The organism is Paenibacillus sp. sgz302164, from assembly GCF_056120505.1.
Genome location: NZ_JBVYOL010000032.1, coordinates 1 through 20,581 on the forward strand (window position 1 = coordinate 1; position 20,581 = coordinate 20,581).

Sequence of the window (20,581 nt, forward strand, 5' to 3'; positions counted from 1 at the left end):
TGCCGTGGATGAGATTGCCGTGCCGTGGATGAGATTGCCGTGCCGTGGATGAGATTGCCGTGCCGTGGATGAGATTGCCGTGCCGTGGATGAGATTGCCGTGCCGGTGGAGGAGATTGCTGTGTCGGTGGAGGAGATTGCTGTGTCGGTGGAGGAGATTGCTGTGTCGGTGGAGGAGATTGCCGTGTCGGTGGAGGAGATTGCCGTGTCGGTGGAGGAGATTGCCGTGCCGTGGAGGAGATTGCTGTGGCGTGTCGGGGATGCGGCGGCGAGGAGTTGGGGGACGATGGAGGCGGAATATGCCGGAGCCGGAGCATCTATCCGCCCAGTTGCGCGAGGAAAACCTGCAAAAGTGCAGGCTTTTGCCCATTGATATGCTGGCAGAGAAATATTCCTGCAAAAGTGCAGGCTTTTCACCGCACACATGGGCCTAGGATCATTTTCATCGAAAATTCCTGCACATTTGCAGGCTTTTTGCCAAAATGGACTATTTTTTCGGTAAAAGCCTGCACATTTGCAGGTTTTTCGCGAATCGGCCTGTCCAGCTGCCTTATGGCCACCCGCCGTGCAGCGGCGCAACCCGCGCTGGAAGAGGCGCGCGTTGGGAAAGAACGACTGCAGTCCCCAACAAAGGCGTCGTCAATTTCTCGAACGTCTGAAAAATGCGGCTTCTTACTCTCTAGTACTCTTGCAGCGAACAAACATTCCTCTAAATCTGCAGTAATTTCTCTTAAATTCGAGGCCCCGCCAGTCCTAGCATGCATGATCGGATATGCAGCACAAATAAAGCGGGTGGAATGAAATAGGAGGATGGAGCGGGCGATATCGGAATCATCCACATTAAAGGTCGGTTTTCTCAATTGTTCGGCGCTTTCATTTTGACTATTCTGAAAGGAAGATGCGCTGTTCGCAGCCGTCATGCGCGCGGCAATCTTGTAAGCGATTACGATATGAAAAATATTGGGGGCTGCATTTATGAATGAACCGGTGGGCGTAGAGCCGGATTGGTCGAATCTGCATGTGCTGGAAAAAAACGCGGAGCCTCCGCGGGCGCCGCTTATTCCTTATGCCAGCCCGGACGGCGCGATGAAAGGCGACCGGGCGTCGTCGCCGTATTACCAATTGCTGGGCGGCAATTGGTCGTTTATGTATGCGGAGTCGCCGCTTTCGGCTCCGGCTGATTTTATGAACCCGGAATATGAGGCGGCCGACTGGCCGCAAATTCCGGTTCCGTCCAATTGGCAGCTGCACGGGTATGGAATACCCCAGTACAGCAGCTGCCCATATCCTTTTCCGATCGACCCGCCGCTTGTGCCGAAACAGAATCCGACGGGATGCTACCGGACGGTTTTTACGGTGGATGCATCTTGGGAGGATAAGGGGCTTCGGCTTGTTTTTGAGGGCGTCGATTCGGCTTTTCATGTGTGGGTGAACGGTCGGTTGGCGGGGTACAGTCAAGGCAGCCACATGCATGCCGAATTCGATATCACTTCATTGGTGCATGCCGGGAGCAACGTGCTGGCGGTTCGCGTATATCAATGGTCGGACGGGAGTTATTTGGAAAGTCAGGACAAATGGCGGCTCAGCGGTATTTTTCGGGATGTGTATGTGCTTGCTTTGACCGGCGTTCACATCAGGGACGTATTCGTTCGAACGATGTTTGAAAACGGCTATGGCGAGGCTCGGCTGGATGTTCGCATTCAGGCCGCCCGATTGCCGGGATGCGAGGCGGAGTACCGTATAACGGCGGCGCTGCTGGATGAGAACGGCGTGCAGGTGCTTCGACACGATCATTCGGCGGCCGTCAAGTATGAGCCTGGTACGGTGGAGTCGCAGCTGCTTGTGTCGGAGAACATCGCGCAGCCAAAGCTCTGGACCGCGGAATCGCCTCATCTATATGCGCTGATCCTGACGCTATATGACGAGCAGGGGCAGATAGCTGCGGTCCATCGCCTCGATGTCGGGTTTCGCGAAATCCGGGTTGAACAAGGCAGGATGCTGATCAACGGCAAGCCGATCCGGATCAAGGGCGTAAACCGCAATGAGTTTGACCCGGATCTCGGTTACGTTACTACTTTCGAATCGATGGAGCGGGATATCGAGCTTATGAAGCTCCATCATATCAATGCGGTTCGCCTGGCCCATTATCCGAATGATACGAGATGGCTCGAGCTGTGCAGCCGTTTCGGGCTGTACGTGATCGCCGAAGCGGATTTGGAGACGCACGGCTTCCATTTTCTCGGCGATGAAAGCTATTTGTCCGCCCACCCGGACTGGCGGGAAGCTTACTTGCACAGGGCCAGGAAGCTCGTCGAGCGGGATAAAAACCACCCCTGCGTCATCATGTGGTCGCTCGGCAACGAATCCGGCTACGGCGCCAACCACGACGCCATGGCCGAGTGGATCCGGGAGCGCGACTCGACCCGGCCGATCCATTACGAGCGGGCATACGATGCGGCAGTGGTCGATGTCGTCAGCCAAATGTACCCGGCCGTGGAGACAGTCATCGAGGAAGGGCGCAAGGACGATCCGCGGCCTTATCTGATGGTCGAGTACGGCCATGCGATGGGCAATTCCGTTGGCAATCTTAAGGAATACTGGGAAGCGATATATACGTATCCGCGGCTGCTCGGCGGCTTGATCTGGGAATGGGCCGATCAGGGCATCCGTCAGTATGACGAAGCGGGGGAGCCGTGGTATGCGTACGGCGGGGATTTTGGCGAAGAGCCGCACAGCGGCCATTTTTGCCTGGACGGGTTATTGTTCCCGGACAGAAGCGTGAAAGCGTCGATCCTGGAGCTTAAAAAAACGCTCGAACCGGTCCAAATCGCCTGGGCGGACCAGGCGCAATCGCAATCGCAAACGCAACTGGAGGCACAGCCGCAAGCCCATCAGCAATCGCAATCGCAACCGCAACCGGAACCAACAGCCAGGAGGCTGCGTGTGACGAACCGGTACGATTTCGTCAGCCTTGCCCATCTGCAAGGCGAGTGGACGCTGCTCAAGGACGGCGAGCCTGCGGCAAGCGGCGAGCTGCCTGCCCTGCGAACGCTCCCCGGCGAAACGGAGGAGCTGACGCTGGTGCTCCCCGCAGACGGCATGACCCAAGCGGGCGAATACGTGCTGCGCGTCCGGTTCGCGCTGCGCGAGGATGCGCCGTGGGCGAAGCGCGGCTACGAAATCGCCTGGGCGGACCTGCCGGTCGCGGTCATCGCCGAACGGTCGCCCGCGCACGTCAGCCGCAGCACGGCTGCGCTGGCGTGGGATGACACGCGACGTCACGTCTTCGTGCAAGGAGAGCATTTCGCCGCCGTCTACGACAAGGAAGCGGAGGCGATGAACGACTGGCGCTGCCGCGGCGTGCGGCTGTTGAAAGCCGGCCCGCGCATTCAATTGTGGCGCGCGCCGGTGGACAATGACGTCCAGCTCGCGAAGGCGTGGAAAAAGGCGGGGTATGACCGCCTCGTCACGCACCAGCGGACGCTGGAAGTATCCGCGTGGGGCGCACAGGGCGTGCGGATTGCCGCGGATGCGGTCATCGGGGCCCGCGGCGAGCCCGTCGCTTTCCGGTCGCGGCTCGTCTATTCGATCGACGGCAGCGGCGAACTGCAGCTGGAAGCGTCGATCGAGCCGCTGCGCGGGGAGCTGCCGCCGCTGCCGCGGTTCGGCATCGAGCTGCGGATGCCGGGCGGTTTTGACAGGCTGCGCTGGTACGGCAGAGGGCCGCATGAATGCTATGCGGACCGCAAAGAGAGCGGCAAGCTCGGCATTTACAGCGGCACGGTGCAGGAGCAGTTCGTGCCGTACATCAAGCCGCAGGAAAACGGCAGCAAAGCCGACGTCCGCTGGGCGGAGATCAGCGATGCGTCGGGCAGCTGCCTGATTTTCAGCGGTCCGGAGCTGCTGCAAGTAAGCGCACATCATTATACGACGGAAGATTTGACGCTGACGAAGCACGTGCACAAGCTTGCAAAGCGCGATGAGACGATTGTGCACATCGATGCCGCGCAAAGCGGTCTCGGCAATCACAGCTGCGGCTATGCGCCGACGCTCGACGCCTATTTGCTGCAGCCGCAAAACATGAAGCTGGAAGTGCGCATCAAGCCAATCAAGGGGGAGTTTTCATGACACTGAAAGTCATTTCTTGCAAGACCGAATATATGCATAATCCGCTCGGGCTGGATGAGCGCCGGCCGCGATTGTTTTGGCGGCTTGAGTCTGACGAACGGAACGCCATACAGACGGCTTATCAGGTCATCGTCTCGCAATCCCGCGAGAGCCTTGAGAGCGGCGTGGGTGAGATGTGGGACACGGGAAAAACAGCCTCCGGGCAATCGGTTCATCTCGTATACGAGGGCAAGCCGCTGCAGTCGGAAGGGCGCTACTACTGGAAAGTGCGCGTGTGGGACGGTGAAGGCCTGGCGTCGGCCTGGAGCGAATGCGCCTTTTGGACGATGGGGCTGCTGTCCCGCGACGAGTGGAAGGCGCAGTGGATCGGCCGCAAATCCGAGCCGAATAAACAGATGCAGCCAGCCCCTTATTTTCGCAAAACGTTCACCGTCCGCAAACAAGTGCGCCGCGTCACCGCTTATGCGACGGCACTCGGCCTGTTCGAGCTGCACCTGAACGGGCAGACGGTCGGCGACCGCTTCGCTCCGGGCTGGACCGATTACGACAAGCGCGTGCAAGTAACGGCGTTCGATTTGACGGAACAGGTTCAGGAAGGCGGCAACGCCTTCGGCGTCATCCTTGGCGACGGCTGGTATGCGGGGACGGTGGGCTTTTTGGGCGCGCGCATTTACGGGGAAAGGCCGTTCTTCCTCATGCAGGCGCATATCGATTACGAGGACGGGACGCGGGATTGCATTTGCACCGATGCGAGCTGGACGACGTCCGGCGGGCCGATCGTGTATTCGGACATGATTATGGGCGAGACGTATGACGCCCGTCTGGAGCATGAGGGCTGGGAACGGCCGGATTTTGCGGACGCGCATTGGGAACGGCCGGACGTCAGGCCGGGCTACAACGGACTCCTGGTCGCGGCGGTCGAGCCGCCGATCCGCATCGTGCAGGAGAGGCGCCCCATCGACGTCAGGCGGACGGAGCAGGGCACGTATATTTACGATATGGGGCAAAATATGGTCGGCTGGACGGAGCTGAAGGTGGCCGGAACGCGCGGCGCGAAGGTGACGCTGAGCCATGCGGAGATGCTGCAGCCTGACGGCTCTTTGTATCTGGACAATTTGCGGGTCGCTGTCCAGCAGGATCATTACATTTTAAAAGGCGAAGGCGAGGAACGCTACGAACCGCGGTTTACGTTTCACGGCTTCCGGTACGTCGAATTGATCGGTTTTCCGGGAGAGCCGGATTTGGATACGATCGTCGGCAAAGTCGTTCATTCGGACACGCCGGTTACGGGGACGCTGGAAACGTCGGATGAGATGGTCAACAAGCTTTATTCCAACATTACCTGGGGGCAGCGCGGCAATTTCCTCTCCGTGCCGACGGATTGTCCGCAGCGTGACGAGAGGCTGGGCTGGACCGGGGACGCGCAAATTTTTGCCCGTACCGCTTCCTATAATATGGACGTAGCGCGCTTTTTCACCAAATATATGTGGGATATGCGGGATTGCCAGCAGCCGTCGGGCGCTTTTACGGACGTTGCGCCAGATGCGGGCTGGATCCGGTACAAAATGTGGAGCACCCGGCTCAACTGGTTCGCTCCCGACAATGCCGGCTGGGGAGATGCGGGCGTTATTTTGCCGTGGACGCTGTACGTGATGTACGGGGATACGCGAATTTTGGAAGTTCATTACGAGGCGATGGTACGGTGGGTTGACTACTTGAAGGCGAACAGCGACGGTCTCGTCAGGCCGGCTTACGCCAACTACGGCGACTGGCTGTCCATCGAGGCCGATACGCCGAACGAAGTGCTGGCTACCGCTTATTTCGCTTACAGCGCGAAGCTGTTGGGACAAATCGCCGGCGTCCTCGGCAAAAAAGAGGACGAGGCGAAGTACGCCTCGCTGTTCGGGGACATCGCCGCGGCGTTCCGCGCCGCTTTCGTCGACGCCGCAGGCCGCATTCACGGAGGCACGCAAACCGTCTACGTGTTGGCGCTGCAGTTCGGCCTGCTGACGGAGACGCTGCGCGAGCAGGCCGCCGGCCATTTGGCGGCCGACATCCGCCGGCGCGGCGGGCGGCTGTCGACGGGCTTCCTCGGCGTCGGTTATTTGCTGCCGGCGCTTACCGATCATGGCATGCTGGACATTGCCTATGAGCTTTTGACCCAGGAGGCGTTCCCGTCATGGATGTACTCCATCAAGCACGGAGCGACGACGATTTGGGAGCGCTGGGACGGATGGACCGAAGACAACGGCTTCCAGACGCCGCAAATGAACTCGTTCAACCACTACTCTCTCGGTTCGGTCGGCGAGTGGATGTTCCGCTATATGGCCGGCATCGATACCGACGCGGCAAAAGCGGGCTTCCGGCATAGCGTCATCCGTCCGCGGCCAGGCGGGCGCTTGACGCGTGTTAACGCGCAGTACGACTCTTTGTACGGCACCGTTCGGTCGGCCTGGAGCCTGTCGGACGGCGGACAGTTCGATTTGCGGGTCGAGGTGCCCGCCAACACGACGGCGACCGTCCATTTGCCAAGCACCGGCTCGCTGCTGAACGGGGTTAACCCGGAAGCCACAGCCATCGCCGCCGGTCCGCTGTCCGCACAATTCGATATAGGTTCAGGCGAATACCATTTTAGATGTATAATTGAAAAGTAGCATGCCGCATCAGGGGAGCCGCACGTTCTCCTGCGGCCGCGCCGGACGCGTATGTCGGTGGGGAATACGCCCCGCCGTCTGCCGTCCGGCCGCGCGCATGCAGAAGAAGGGGGGAAGCTCTGACCTATGTTTTCCAGAATCCGCATCGTGCTGCTCTTCAGCTATTTCATTATCATCCTTATTTGTATCGCCCTGGTCGGAACGATCTCCTTCTATATTTCGTACCGCTCGACGTCGGAAAAAGCGGAGCAATCGAGCAATCAGATCGTGCGCCAAATCGAGAAAAATATGAACAACGATTTTCAAAACAAGCGCAATCTGCTGCTGGCTCCCTATTACGGCCAGGAATATATAGACGGCATTAACGCCTATGCGACGATGGACGAGCAGGACAAGTTTCTGTTCAAGCGCAAGCTCGGCGACCTCTTTTTGAAAAGCTTCAACATTACCCCGATTCCCGATTTCATCCGTTTTCAAATTTATTACAGCAACGGCGAGCTGCTGAACGCCTCGGACGACCGGAAGCCGTGGACGGCCGAAGAAGTGACGCAGTCCGAATGGTTCCGGCAGACGATCGTCAAGGACGGCCGGGTTCATTTCAGCGGGCCTCCCGCCGGGGAAAACCGGGAAAATGAGCGGCCCGCTTTTTCATCTTCCATTTTGATCCGCGATTTCTCGAATCCCGTTTATTTCATCATCGTGCGCGCGGAGTACAGCGCCGAATTGTTTCGCGCCATCGGGCAAAACGACAGCCTTTCCGCGAATAGCGTGCTGCTCGTGCTCGACGAGCTTAACAGGCCCATATTCAGCTCCGCGGAGCCGCAGGACGCTTACTTGCGGACAGACATGCTCGCGCAGATTACGAAGGACAACGGCACGTTTTGGTACGGAGACAAGCAGGGCGACATACTCGTCACGTATACGAGGTCGGATTTTTCCAACTGGAAAGTCGTGCTGCTCATGCCGAAGAAGGAAATTTTCAGCTCGCTCGATCGCATTAAAACGACGACGCTCATAACGGCGTTGATCGCTTTTCTGGTCACTTCGCTCATCTCCGTCCTGTTCGGACAGCGGATCACGAATCCGATTCTGGAGCTTTACAAAACGATCAACCGCGTCAAAAGGGGGGATTTTTCCATTCGCGTCCCCGTGCGGAGGAACGATGAAATCGGCCGGATCGCGATGAATTTCAACGATATGCAGGATGAGCTGCAAAACTTGATCGAGAGCAAATACATTTACCAGATCAAGCTGCAGCAGGCCGAGCTGGCGATGCTGTATTCGCAGATCAATCCCCACTTTTTGTACAATACGCTCGACAGCATTAAGGCGATGGCCGACTATTACGACGTGGAAACAATCGGCGGCATGGCGCAGTCCCTTGCGGATATGTTCCGTTACAATATTAAAAATAAGGATGAGGTCGTCACGCTCAGGGAAGAATTGGAGCAGGCCGAAGCATATATGAGCATTCAGCGCATTCGTTTTGAGGACAAAATTACGTACGAAACGGATATCGAGGAAAGCTTGTACGACCATCCGCTTCTCAAAATGACGCTCCAGCCCCTGGTCGAAAACGCCGTATTCCACGGCATTGAGCCCAAGCTCGGGCCCAGCACCATTTGCGTAGCCGCACGCCGGCAGGGTGAGGACTTGCTGCTCACGGTGAGCGATGGCGGCGTCGGCATGACCGCGGAGCAATTGGACGGCTTGCGGGCGAGGCTGGATCAGCCGGTTTATTCGGAGACGGTTTCCGCGCAAGCCCCGGCAGGCGGCCTCGGCATCCGCAATGTGTACGCCCGGTACGCGATTCGTTTGGGCAAACAGTTCGACTGCATTATCGAGAGCAAAAAAGGGGAAGGCACGAGCGTGACGCTCGTCATCGGCCCCGGGAACTTGTAAGAATATTAAACATTATTAGTCGAAATCGTGAATAGAGCGAACGAAAGCGGTTTCATATAATTGAATTGTAAGCGATTCCTTCAACAAATGCTTACGCGGCAAGTTTTCTCACGAAACTACAGGGAGGGTGCTAAAGAAAATGAAAAAAATGAAAACGGTCTTATCGGCGCTCACAGTCTGCTTAACCGTCGGCGCTATCACGGGCTGCGGCGGCGGTACCGGAGCGGCCCCGGCAGCGGACAAGACGGCGGCGGGGACAGCGGCGCCGAAGACGTCCAAAGCTCCGGTTACGCTGACGTTCGTCATTTCCAATACGGTCGATGCGGCGCCGTTCAACAAAATTTTCGAAGCTTACGAAAAACAGACCGGCAACAAAGTCGAACTGCAGGCGCTGCCCGGCGGCGACTTCGACAACATGATGAAAACCCGGTTCTCGACCGGCGATTTCCCGGATTTGTTCCTTATGCAGCCGGGAACGAAGCAGAACGTCAAATTGCGCGCGGAAGAGACGCTGCACGAATGGAGCGCCGAAGCGGGCGTATGGGACCGGATCATCCCTTCGATGAAAGATTTCCAAACGACGGCAAGCAAAAAGATTTACGGCGTACCGTTCGGGGCTACGGGCATGATGGGGGTTTTCTACAACAAGGATGTGTTCGGCAAGGCCGGCGTGCAGCCGCCTAAAAACTACGCGGATTTGCTTGAAACGGCGAAAAAAATCAAGGCGTCCGGCGTCACTCCGTTTTACGATGCGGTGAAAGACGGCTGGCCGACGCAAATCTTTTATTTGACGGGCTGGGTGTCCAACGTCGATCCGGCGATTGGCGACGCCGGCGTCCAAAAGCTCGAAAAGAACCAATTGAGCCTTGCCGATATTCCGCAGGTGAAAGATTTGTTCGTCAAGCAAAAACAGCTGAAAGATTTGGGGCTGATTCAGGACAACCCGATGGCCGGCACGTACGACGAGCTGCAGACGAAATTGGGTGACGGCAAAGTGGCGATGACTTTCATGCTCGACGGCATTATTCCGCAGCTGGAAAAAAAATTCAGCAAAGATTTCGTGAAAGACCACATCGGCTTCTTCCCGTTCCCTTCGGAGAGCGACGCGGGAACGGCGCTGATTACGCCTCCGAACCAGCTGATGGTGCCGGAAAAAGCGAAGCATGCTAAAGAAGCGATCGAGCTGATCAAGTTCATGATTTCGCCCGATGTGGTGAATCTGTACTACCAGACGGCACCGGGCATCCCGATTTTCAAAGACGCAAAAAGCGAGCTGTACCCCGTGCAGCAAACAGTCAAAGAGATGATCGACGCGGGCAAAGCGAAAATCAATATCCAGAACCGTCTGACGCCTACATTTGCCGATCTTCAGAAAACGCTGCAAAACTTCTACATTCTCGGCAATGTGGACAACGCTGTGAAAGAATTCGACGCCAACTACAAGAAGGACGGCAAAACCAAACGACTCGAAGGGTTTGAGTAAGCATGGGAACAAGCAAGTACCCGCTTTACTTTTCATTTCCGGCATTGGCTGTGTTTCTGCTGTTTTTTATGACGCCGACGCTGATCGGCTTTTACTACAGCTTTACGGACTGGAACATTAACGCGCCCGATATCCGTTTTATCGGGCTGCGGAATTACGTCGAGCTGTTTCGCGAACCGCGGTTGATGACAGCTTTGCTGAACACGCTCATTTTTGCGGCTGCGGTTACGGTGCTGCAAAACGTGTGCGGGCTCGGACTCGCACTCATTTTGAACGAAGCGCTCGTGCTGAAGAATGTGCTGCGGATGATTTTTTTCCTGCCCTACGTGATCGCACCGATCGTCATCGGCTACATCTTCCGGGCGATTTATCATCCGGAGCACGGCATTGTGAACCAGTTGCTGAACAATATCGGCCTCGGCATGCTGGCGCACGATTGGCTGAACGATCCGAAGTATGCGCTGTTTTCCATCATCGTCACCGACATATGGCGCGTAGCGGGTTTTTCCATGGTCGTCTATTTGGCCGGGCTGCAGTTCATTCCGAAGGATCTGATTGAAAGCGCGTCTATGGACGGAGCGCACTACTGGAGCCGGTTCCGGCAAATTATGTTCCCGCTGCTGGCTCCCGCTTTTACCGTGAACGTGCTGCTGTCGATGATCGGCTCCATGAAAGTGTTCGAAATCGTCATGGTGCTGACCGAGGGCGGTCCCGGCTATTCGACGGAAGTATTTTTCACCTATATCCGCAGCATGTTCAGCTCGGGCGAATTCGGTTATGCGACGGCGGTGAACGTTGTGCTGTTCGTTCTGGTTACTTGCGTGGGCGTGCCTGTGCTCATGAAAATGAAAAAAAGGGAGGTGGAGATGTGATCCGGCGAAGCGCATGGCTCATATTGCTTGAACTGGCGGCGATTTGTATGGCGCTTGTCATTCTCATCCCCTTCCTGATGATTCTCGTCAATTCGTTCAAAGATATCCGGGAATCGGCGCTGTTCGGCTTGTCGCTGCCCTCCGAGTGGCAGTTCGGCAATTACAGGGATATTTTCGGCCAGGCTCATATTTTGCGCGGGTTCACGAACAGCGTTCTGATTTCTGGCTGTGTGGTCGTATGCGTGAACATTTTCGCCTCCATGGCCGCTTTCATTATTCAGCGGAGAGACAGCCGCTTTCTGCGGACCGCGTATTATTTGTTCATTACGGGCCTGATCGTGCCGGTTTCGATCGTGCCGACGATCAAGCTGATGGGCGATCTGCACATCAGAGGCACATATTTCAGCCTGATCATGTACTACACAGCCGTTCTGCTTCCATTCGCCGTGTTCCTGCTCGTCGGCTTTATGAAATCGATCCCGCGCGAGCTGGATGAGGCGGCTCTGCTCGAAGGCTGCGGCTATTTCCGGCTGTACTGGCAAATCGTGCTGCCCCTGATTGTGACGGTGCTGGTCACGGTGACGATCGTCGTGATGGTGTCGGTGTGGAACGACTTTTTCGGACCGTTTTACTTGATGACCGACAGCACCAAGTGGACGATCGTGCTGCAAATTTTCAATTTCGTCACGATGTACAGTACGAATTGGGGCGTCGTTTTCGCCTTTATGACCGTTGTCGTCGCGCCTGTGTTAATCGTCTATTTATTCCTCCAGAGATACATCATCGACGGTTTGACGGCCGGTTCTCTGAAAGGATAACATGTCAGTAACATAAGAGCGGGAGGGCTAAATCCATGCGCAAAGTTGTCATAGTCGATGATGAAATATGGATTCGCAGAGGGCTGATCCAATCGATTCCCTGGGAGCGGTTCGGGCTGAAGCTCGTCGGAGAAGCGTCGAACGGCGAAGAGGCGCATGCGATTGCGCTCGCGGAAAAGCCGGATCTGCTTTTTCTGGATATGCGGATGCCCGGTTTGGACGGAAAACAACTGATCGGGATGTTGAACCGGGATTTGCCCGAATTGCTGACGATCGTGGTCAGCGGCTATTCCGATTTTGAATATACGAAAGAGGCGATCCGGCATAAAGCTTTTGAATATTTGCTGAAGCCGGTGAAGAAGGAAGAACTGGTTCAAGTGTTGGAAAAAGCGGCGGCCGAGCTGGACCGGAGGGAAAGCGAGAAGCGCAGGGCGCCAGGCGAGAGCCCGGAAGACCGGCTGCAGCGCATGCTGCATCATGCGGAAGCGGAACCGCGGGACGGCGAGGGGCTGTCCCATACGCCGCCGGACTGGTGGGCGGGGGAAGCCCGTATCGTCGTCCTTCAGCCGGACGCTTATGGGGACAACGCCGATCCGGCGAAGCTGCTGCCCCTGATCAGGGAACAGCTCGAGCGGAACCGGCCATTTCTGTTCGGCGGACAGTGGAGCTATGTCGTGACGACGGCTCCAGACGCCGCAAGGGAAACGGTGCTGGCCGTCACAGGGCAACGGCTGAAGCGCGAAGACTTCGACAAATTGTGCCGAACGCTGCAAGCGGCGCTTAAGCAAGCGGGCATCGACGGCTGCAGCTTTGGCGTCAGCGGCGCAAAGACGGACGCGCAGCAGGCGGGGCGCGCCTATGTCGAAGCGGTTCGGGCGCTCAAGGCGAAAAGCTTGGGAGAACGCAACGCCGTACTGTTTTCCGGCAGCGAAACGAACGCCGCACCGCCCTGCTATCCGCGGGAGCTGGAAGACGCCTTCCTCCTGTCGCTGCAGATGGGCAGCGAGAGCGCGGCGCACGACTTTGACAGGCTGTTCGCAGCTTTCAGCGCGCCGGACATGACCGTCGATCATATGCAGCGCAGCGCCACAGTACTGATCCACTCGGTTGAAAAACAGCTGCGCGGATCGGAGAGCCGGCTTGAGGATGTATGCGGCCAGAGCCCGCTCGCTTTCGCCGAAAGGATCAGGCAAATCAACGACGCCGCATCGGTCAAAGGCCTTTTTGCCCAAGAGTTGATCCCACCGCTGCTGGCATACGGCAAACGCTCCAGCGAAAAGCAGGGCGAGAAAATCGTGCGCGACATCCAAAAGCTGATCGAAACGCATTACGACAGGCCGCTGTCGCTGCATCAAATCGCGGAAAGCCACTATATGAACACGGATTATTTGAGCCGGCTGTTCAAAAAAACGACGGGCCACAACTTTGTAGACTATATGACCGATTACCGGATCGGCAAATCGAAGCAATTGATGAAACACGCCAAATATAAAAATTATGAAATCGCGCAAATGGTCGGTTACGAAGACTACCGGTATTTCAGCCAAATTTTCAAAAAGAGAACCGGCATGACGATCGGCGAATACCGGAGCAAGGAAGAAACGGCCCCGCCGCTTATGAACAAGGAGTGATTTGGGAGATGGACAAACGACTGATTCCGGATACATTAATGCTCGAGGAACGCGCCAGGCATGCGATCAATGCGATGGTAGGGATGGCGGATAAGGATCATAACTACATTCCTTTTTTCAACGCCGACCTGATGCATAAGCCCGCTTTCATGACGCACGGAGACTGGGACTACGGCTCATCGCACGGGAGAATGATCGACGGCCTCATATTAGCCAGACATATGTCCGGGGAAACGTTCGGCAAAGACGTGGAGGAGCGGTACAGGGCGAACTTGCTGTCGTTTTTCAAAGAGGACGGCATGAGCTACCGGCAAATCAATCCGACGCGCAATTGGGAGCCGAACGCCAACCTGATCGACCAGCGCGCAGTTATTTTGTCGCTGACGACGTGGTATATGGAAACGGGCGATCCGAAAGTCAAGGAGGCGGCCGACCGGCATATCGCGGCGCTGAAGCGCATTGCGGTCAAGGAGCGCGATGTGTGGTACTATCCGGCGTCCGAGTACAAGGAGACCGGCTGGCCGTCAGCGAACGGCGTGCAGCTTCGGCTGGCGCCGGACCCGGCTGCTTTTTGCGGCCGGCTGGTGATGCCGCTGCTCAAGTATCACGAGCTGACGGGCAACCGGGACGCTTTCGATTTGTGCCAGTTTTTTACAGCGCTTATTGTCGAGCGCAGCGGAGTATTCAACCAGGACGGCAGTTTCAATGATGCCCTGGCTTACCGCAGCGGCCATTTCCATACGCGGCTCGGCACGCTGGACGCGATAGCGCGGTTCGGCGTTTTCACGGGCGATGCGGCGATGATCAGTTGGGTGAAAAAGTGCTACGACTGGGCGCTGACCAAATGCACGGCTTTCGGCTGGACGCCCGGTGATTTGCATGAGCAGGCTTTTGAGCATGAAACATGCTCGCTGGTAGATCTGATCGCGACGGGCATCACGCTGGCGCAGAGCGGCTACGTGGAATATTGGGGAACGGTGGAGCGGTTCCTGCGCAATCATTTGACCGAATCGCAGCTGCTCGATCTCGATTGGGTCGAGGAAACCGACGACAAATCGGGCGACATTCCGATGAATAAATCGTTTTACAAAGTGGCGCAGCGCACGCGCGGGTCGTTTGCCGGCTATTCGGCCCCTAACGATTTCATCTGCGATGTCAACGAAGGGCGCGGTCACACGAGCGATTTGCAAATTTGCTGCCTCGGCTCGGGCACGCGCGGACTGTTCATGGGCTGGAGCAACAGCATCACCGAGAAAAACGGCGCGGTCAGCATTAACTTCCTGCTGAACCGGGGCTCCAAATGGCTCGATGTAAGCAGCTATTTGCCGCATGAAGGCAAAGTCGTCATCGACGTCCATACGGATGTGCCGCGGCTGCAGATCCGCATACCGGAGTGGGCGGGCTTCACGAAAATCCGCTATACCCGCGAGCTGGACGGTCAAGTGACGGAGGGTAAGGGCAGCGAGGAAAGCCGCTGGGTGAACAAACATTTTCTGCTGCTGGGCAGCGCTGCCGCCGGAGAGAAAATTACGGTCACGTTCCCGCTCAGTTTCCGCAAAACGTTGGAACATGCGGTCGGCCAGACGTTCGAAACGGAATGGCGCGGCGACGACGTCGTGAACATTACGCCGAAAGGCACGAAGAAGCCTCTGTACAGCGATCGTAAGGTTTACGACAAGGCACCGATGCGCGAAGGCGATTACCGGAGATTGGATAAGGAATTCGTTTGGTAAGATCCGGTACAAAAAAGGAGGAACCTATATGCCCAAAACGGTTGTGGCCGTTTATACAGGCCAAGGCTTGGCCGATTCCTTAAAGGCCGTGTTTAAAGAATTGCTTCCCGACTGCCGGCTTGTCAACATTATCGACGACAGCCTGATCGGCGACGTGGTGCAGGCCGGACATGTCCCGGCCGGCGTGGCCCGACGGCTGATCCAGTACTTTCACCACGGCGAGGAAATCGGCGCTGATGTCATTTTGAACACGTGCTCCTCCGTCGGCGAAGTGGCGGACGATGCGCGGCGCCTGATCGGCGTGCCGATCGTCAAAATCGACGACGCGATGACGGCGGCGGCCGCTGCGGCTTACAAGCGGATAGCCGTGCTTGGGACCCTGCCATCGACGCTGGAGCCGACGATGCGGCTCATTCGGAAGCAAGCGGCTGCGGCCGGCAAAGAGGTGGAGCTCGTAAACGGCCTGGCCGAAGGCGCCTTCGATGCGCTTGTAGGCGGCAACCCGGCCGAGCACGACCGCATCCTGCTGGCAACCGCCGAACGGATTGCTGCGGAAGCGGACGTGCTCGTGCTGGCCCAAGGCTCCATGGCGCGGATGGAACAAACGCTCAGGGAAGCGACGGGCAAGCCCGTGCTGTCCTCTCCGCGGATGGGCGTGGAAGCGGTAAAAGCGCTGCTGGAGCAGAGCGAGAAGCAGCAGAACGGATAGCGTTTCGGTCGAAGGAGAGGAGATGCCTGATGAATCAGGAACGGGTTATCGCAACTTATTTGGTGGAAACGCCGTACTCGCTGGAACATGCAGCGGCGGTTATCGCCGGGGAGCAGTCTACGGGCACTTTCACAGCCGTTCCGGGCGAAACGGACGAATTGAAGGCGAATCACGGCGCGGTTGTCGAACATATCGAGCCGCTCGACGAGGCAGACAGGCCTTCGCTGCCCGGAGCGAAGGTGCCCGCCGGGCATGACGGCAAATTTCGGCGGGGGCGCGTCCAGGTATCGTTTCCGCTGCACAATTTCGGCCCTTCCATTCCGAATTTGCTGTCGGCGGTGGCGGGCAATTTGTACGAACTGCAGGAGCTGTCGGGCTTGAGGCTGGTGGACCTGGAGCTGCCCGAAAGCTTCAAAACGCGGTATTTCGGGCCGAAATTCGGCATCGAAGGGACGCGCAGGCTGACCGGTGTCTACGGCCGTCCGCTGCTAGGCACGATAGTAAAGCCGAGCATCGGGCTGCCTGTCGAACAGTTGGCGGAGCTGGTAGAAAAGCTGGCTAAAGCCGGCATGGATTTTATAAAAGACGACGAGCTGAATGCGAATCCCCCGTTCGCGCCTCTGGAGCAAAAGGTGAAGGCCGTCATGGAGGCCGTGGAGCGGGCGGCAGATGCGACGGGCAAAAAACTGATGTACGCCTTCAACATTACCGGCGATATGGAAGAGCTGAAGCGCAATCACGAGACGGTCGTTCAAGCCGGCGGAACTTGCGTCATGGTCAGCATTCTCAGCATCGGCTTGAGCGGGCTCGCGTACTTGAATCAATTCAGCGAAGTGCCGATTCACGGCCACCGCAACCAATGGGGGGCGCTGACGCGCAGTCCGCTGCTGGGTTTTGAATTTACCGCTTACCAAAAGCTGTGCCGTCTGGCCGGCGCGGATCATCTGCATGTGAACGGACTGAACAGCAAATTTTATGAAAGCAACGAATCGGTACTGCGCTCGATCGAGGCGTGCATGACGCCTCTGCTCGGCGGCTGTATGGCGATGCCTGTCGTCTCTTCGATGCAGTGGGCCGGCACCGCGCCGGCTACTTACGAAGCAACGGGCTCCGTCGATGTGATGCACTTGGCCGGAGGCGGCATGCTGGCCCATCCGGACGGGCCTTCAGCCGGCTTCGAAAGCATGAAGCTCGGCTGGGAAGCGGCTGTCCGGGGCATTCCGCTGGACGCTTATGCCGCACAGCATCCGGCGCTCAGACGGGCGATCGAGAAATTCGGGAAAGGTTGAGCCGGCCATGAGCGTTAAAAAATCGGGGGACGGCAGCGGCAAGCCGCGCCGTCTGCTCGGCTACTACGGAGACGATTTCACGGGCTCGACCGATGTGCTGGAAGCGCTGTTTCGGGCCGGGCTCAATACGGTGCTGTTCCTTGAGCCACCTACGCAGGACATGCTGGAAGGGCGGTTCCGCGATGCGGAATGCATCGGCGTCGCCGGCGTTGGGCGTTCGTTAAGCCCCGCGGAGATGGAGCGCGAGCTGGCCCCGTTGTTTGTAACGATGCGGGCGGCAGAGCCCGCCGTGTTTCATTACAAAGTTTGTTCGACTTTCGATTCATCGCCGGCTATCGGCAGCATCGGCAAAGCGATCGAAATCGGCCGCAAAGTATTCGGCGGCCGCTACGTTCCCGTCATCGCCGGCGTGCCTTATTTGGGCAGGTATACGGTTTTCGGCCATCATTTTGCCGCTGCCGGGGTCGGCGCTAGAGCGGGAGCGGACACATACCGTCTGGATCGCCATCCGACGATGTCGCGCCACCCGGTGACGCCGATGGCAGAATCCGATCTGCGCCTGCATTTGCAGGAACAAACCGCATTGCCCAGCGCTTTGTTTGATATTTTAGCGCTGGAAGGCCCGCAGGCGGCTGTGCGGGAACGTTTCACCCGCAAGCTGGACGAAGAGCGGCCGGACATCGTGCTGTTCGACGTGCTGGATGAAGCGCGCCTGCATACGGCCGGCAGGCTGCTGTGGGAAGAATCGCAATCCGGCGGGACGCTGTTTGCGGTCGGCTCGTCCGGCGTCGAGTATGCGCTCGCCACCTGCTGGCGGGAAGCCGGCCTGCTGCCTGCGGAAGCGCAGGCGGGCCGGTCGCCCGAAGCCGTCGAGCGGCTGCTCGTCGTCTCAGGCAGCTGCTCGCCTGTGACGCAGCGGCAGATCGGGCGCGCGCTTGCCGCCGGCTACGCGGGAATCCGCGTGCCGGCCGAGGAGCTGCTGCGCCCGGAGCTGGCCGCAGCAGCGCGAAGCCGGCTGCTGCAGGAAGCGCGGGCTGCGCTGGACAGCGGCCGCAGCGTGGTCGTCTACTCGGCCGCGGGCCCGCAGGACGAGGCGATTGCCCGCGCGCGCGAAGCGCTGGCCGCGCAGGGGCTGCCGGCAGGCGCCAGCGGCGAGCTGCTCGGCAAGGCGCTCGGCGCGTTGACCCGAGAGCTTGTGCTGGCCTGCGGCTTGACCCGGGTGCTGATCGCCGGCGGCGATACATCCGGGTACATCACGCGCGAGCTGGGCATCTATGCCCTCGCGTGCAAGTCGCTGCTTGAGCCCGGCGGCCCTTTGTGCCGGGCGTTTTCGCGGGCCCCGCAATTCGACGGCCTTGAGCTGGTGCTCAAGGGCGGGCAGGTCGGCGGGGAACATTTTTTCGAAAAAGTCCGGCTAGGCAGCCGATACCCGCTTATGTAGTCCGCATCGAAAAAGCCTGCTGCACCTTGCTCTTGGCAGAGTCGGGTGCGGCAGGCTTCTTTGCGGCTGTTCACTCATCGGGCGCAACGAATTCTCCGTTCGTCAATGGACTTGTTTACGCAACTGTTCGATCTTTTCCACTGAAAACCCGGTCGCTGTCGCAATAGCCGGGTTGTCCAGTCCCATTTCAATCAGGTTTTTTGCAACGTCTTTTTTACCCTCTTCTTTTCCCTCTATTTTACCCTCTTCTTTTCCTTTGAGCTTGATTGCTTCCAGATTTTTTTGCAGCCCCATAGTGGTCCCTCCCTTCTCTTTGATTTCCTGGATCAACTTCTCGACGTCTTGGCTATCCGGCGGCAGCTGTACGCTGATTATGTTTGCGAGCCAGCTGATGAACTGTCCCTGCAAATCTTCCGGCATACGCCGGATCGTGCCCATCAGCTTGCGCAGTCTTTCCAGCAGCAGTTCTTGGTCCGCAGTTTGATCTAGTAAAAATACAGAGCCGATCGTGTTCGACAACGCGAGCAACTCTTCCTCAGTGTAGCGCTCCACGTCCAGCAGGATATACTCGAAATCGAGCAGCTCCGGCCCGAACGCTTCCTCACCGGCGAGCAGTTCGCGGAATCGACGCTTGGCCGTCCACGGACGACTGCCGTTATATAGCACGATAGGTACGATGGCTGGCAGTGCAAAAGCTTTTCTTTCGCCCGCATCGTCCTGGTTTCGAAGCACATAGCGCCAAATTTCCACCTGATACAGCAAAAGGCGGTAAGGCATCTCTACATCGACCGTAGATTGATACTCCATCAGCAAGTAAAAAATAACATCCCGCCCGTTCAGACGCACCTTGTACACCAGATCGGCTTCTTTGCGTTTGAAATCAGGCAGCACAAACGTTTGGTTAATAGTCTCGACATCCGTTTCGTCGACTTGCTCGACCCAACCTCTGCGGACAAACGAGCGGAGCAATTCGATAAACAGCTTCTTGCTGGACAACAAAAAGCGGTAAGAACTGTCATGCGGTTGGTGAATATCCGGTCCTGTCCGGCTTGAATCCATCGTTCTCCTCCTATTCGGCGGGTTATGGTTAATTTCCTGGATCACAGCCTTCAATGCTTCAAAAGATTGGCTTCCGGCCATCTTAATCCGCTTTCTTCTATTATACCGTAGTTTCTTCTGCAAATGGAACAACGAGCAGAAGAATGATGTGTTTGTCGGTTAGGCGCCGGCTGTATTGAATATCGACTTCCCGAAAAATTTAATGTAATTTATACATTCGGAAAAATGAATAATTTAAGGCGGTCTGAACGAATAATTCGCGAGTTTTTTGATAAAAAGACGAACGATTTACTTGATTAATTCTGAAAACCTATGTATTATAAAAAGAAATGCAAGAAAAGTCGATTATTGTTCTGAAGGTGATTGCATGTCCCTCCCGGATTCTAACGAATATAAGAAGAAGCTGTGTCACCTGTATAACGACATTTCCAAAGAGCTGTTCGGCTTCGGTACGATCTTGCTGAAGGTGTCGCTGGACGGCAACATCATCACGTTTCACGCCAAGCACCGCCGGTCGCCGCGCTCTACGGCATTGGAAGGCGAGGCGCCTTCGCTCAAGCATGAGGTCGATTTTTACATGTCTTCGATTTATAAGAAGAAGATCCGCGAGAAGCTGGAGCAGGAATTGAGCTTATCCATCGATGCGGTATTAAGGGACTATGATCCGCCGACTCAATGGGCCATTACGAATATTATTTTGAAACAAACGGAATTTTAAATGCGACGGTGTTTCTCTTTTGATCTATCTTAAGAGGAAACCGCATGTACGGCAACAGATGTCTCTTTGCATTGTTTACAATGAAAAGTGCTCTTGTTAGAAGTTTTCTTCTTCTATACAAGCGTGCTTTTTCTTTTTTATATGT

General features: G+C 57.0%; 15 protein-coding genes. 13 read left to right on the top strand and 2 right to left on the bottom strand.

Going from position 1 to position 20,581, the window contains the following annotated elements; genetic code table 11:
• Positions 1–84 precede the first annotated feature (84 nt).
• Entirely contained in the window at positions 85–372 is a 288-nt protein-coding gene (locus AC0LWT_RS33595; RefSeq protein ID WP_474685792.1) for a hypothetical protein, read from the top strand.
• A 40-nt stretch (positions 373–412) separates the two neighbouring features.
• Here AC0LWT_RS33595 and AC0LWT_RS33600 read toward each other — a convergent pair whose 3' ends face one another.
• Positions 413–919 (bottom strand): hypothetical protein, encoded by a 507-nt coding sequence (locus AC0LWT_RS33600; RefSeq protein ID WP_474685794.1) that lies wholly within the window; start codon positions 917–919, stop codon positions 413–415.
• 55 nt (positions 920–974) lie between these two features.
• On the opposite strand from AC0LWT_RS33600, the gene AC0LWT_RS33605 reads away from it, so the two are divergent.
• The 11 genes from AC0LWT_RS33605 (at position 975) to AC0LWT_RS33655 (ending at position 18,659) form a co-directional block, all read left to right on the top strand.
• Positions 975–4,127, top strand: coding sequence for a glycoside hydrolase family 2 TIM barrel-domain containing protein (locus AC0LWT_RS33605; RefSeq protein ID WP_474685796.1), 3,153 nt, complete (start codon positions 975–977; stop codon positions 4,125–4,127).
• A complete protein-coding gene (locus AC0LWT_RS33610) occupies positions 4,124–6,781 on the top strand; it encodes a family 78 glycoside hydrolase catalytic domain (RefSeq protein WP_474685798.1) in 2,658 nt (885 codons plus the stop codon). Before AC0LWT_RS33605 ends, AC0LWT_RS33610 begins: the two co-directional genes overlap by 4 nt.
• A 126-nt stretch (positions 6,782–6,907) precedes the next feature.
• Positions 6,908–8,683, top strand: coding sequence for a cache domain-containing sensor histidine kinase (locus tag AC0LWT_RS33615; RefSeq protein WP_474685800.1), 1,776 nt, complete (start codon positions 6,908–6,910; stop codon positions 8,681–8,683).
• 139 nt (positions 8,684–8,822) lie between these two features.
• Positions 8,823–10,166: an ABC transporter substrate-binding protein gene (locus AC0LWT_RS33620; RefSeq protein WP_474685802.1), complete on the top strand. Its 1,344-nt coding sequence runs from the start codon at positions 8,823–8,825 to the stop codon at positions 10,164–10,166.
• A gap of 2 nt (positions 10,167–10,168) precedes the next feature.
• Positions 10,169–11,038, top strand: a complete 870-nt coding sequence (locus AC0LWT_RS33625) for a carbohydrate ABC transporter permease (RefSeq protein ID WP_474685804.1) — start codon at positions 10,169–10,171, stop codon at positions 11,036–11,038.
• A complete protein-coding gene (locus tag AC0LWT_RS33630; protein WP_474685806.1) occupies positions 11,035–11,856 on the top strand; it encodes a carbohydrate ABC transporter permease in 822 nt (273 codons plus the stop codon). Before AC0LWT_RS33625 ends, AC0LWT_RS33630 begins: the two co-directional genes overlap by 4 nt.
• Before the next feature lie 35 nt (positions 11,857–11,891).
• The gene (locus AC0LWT_RS33635; protein WP_474685808.1) at positions 11,892–13,487 is read left to right on the top strand and encodes a response regulator; all 1,596 of its coding nucleotides are present in this window, start codon (positions 11,892–11,894) and stop codon (positions 13,485–13,487) included.
• Between the two features lie 8 nt (positions 13,488–13,495).
• Positions 13,496–15,220: a glycoside hydrolase family protein gene (locus AC0LWT_RS33640; protein WP_474685809.1), complete on the top strand. Its 1,725-nt coding sequence runs from the start codon at positions 13,496–13,498 to the stop codon at positions 15,218–15,220.
• 28 nt (positions 15,221–15,248) lie between these two features.
• Positions 15,249–15,929, top strand: a complete 681-nt coding sequence (locus AC0LWT_RS33645) for an aspartate/glutamate racemase family protein (RefSeq protein ID WP_474685811.1) — start codon at positions 15,249–15,251, stop codon at positions 15,927–15,929.
• Positions 15,930–15,958: 29 nt separating this feature from the next.
• Positions 15,959–17,218: a ribulose-bisphosphate carboxylase large subunit family protein gene (locus AC0LWT_RS33650; protein ID WP_474685813.1), complete on the top strand. Its 1,260-nt coding sequence runs from the start codon at positions 15,959–15,961 to the stop codon at positions 17,216–17,218.
• Positions 17,219–17,225: 7 nt separating this feature from the next.
• Complete coding sequence (locus AC0LWT_RS33655) at positions 17,226–18,659, top strand: four-carbon acid sugar kinase family protein (RefSeq protein ID WP_474685815.1); 1,434 nt, start codon at positions 17,226–17,228, stop codon at positions 18,657–18,659.
• A gap of 102 nt (positions 18,660–18,761) precedes the next feature.
• Here AC0LWT_RS33655 and AC0LWT_RS33660 read toward each other — a convergent pair whose 3' ends face one another.
• The gene (locus tag AC0LWT_RS33660; protein ID WP_474685817.1) at positions 18,762–19,718 is read right to left on the bottom strand and encodes an Rpn family recombination-promoting nuclease/putative transposase; all 957 of its coding nucleotides are present in this window, start codon (positions 19,716–19,718) and stop codon (positions 18,762–18,764) included.
• A 367-nt stretch (positions 19,719–20,085) separates the two neighbouring features.
• Here AC0LWT_RS33660 and AC0LWT_RS33665 point away from each other — a divergent pair, with 367 nt between their 5' ends.
• A complete protein-coding gene (locus AC0LWT_RS33665) occupies positions 20,086–20,436 on the top strand; it encodes a DUF2294 domain-containing protein (protein WP_474685819.1) in 351 nt (116 codons plus the stop codon).
• The last annotated feature ends 145 nt before the right edge of the window (positions 20,437–20,581 follow it).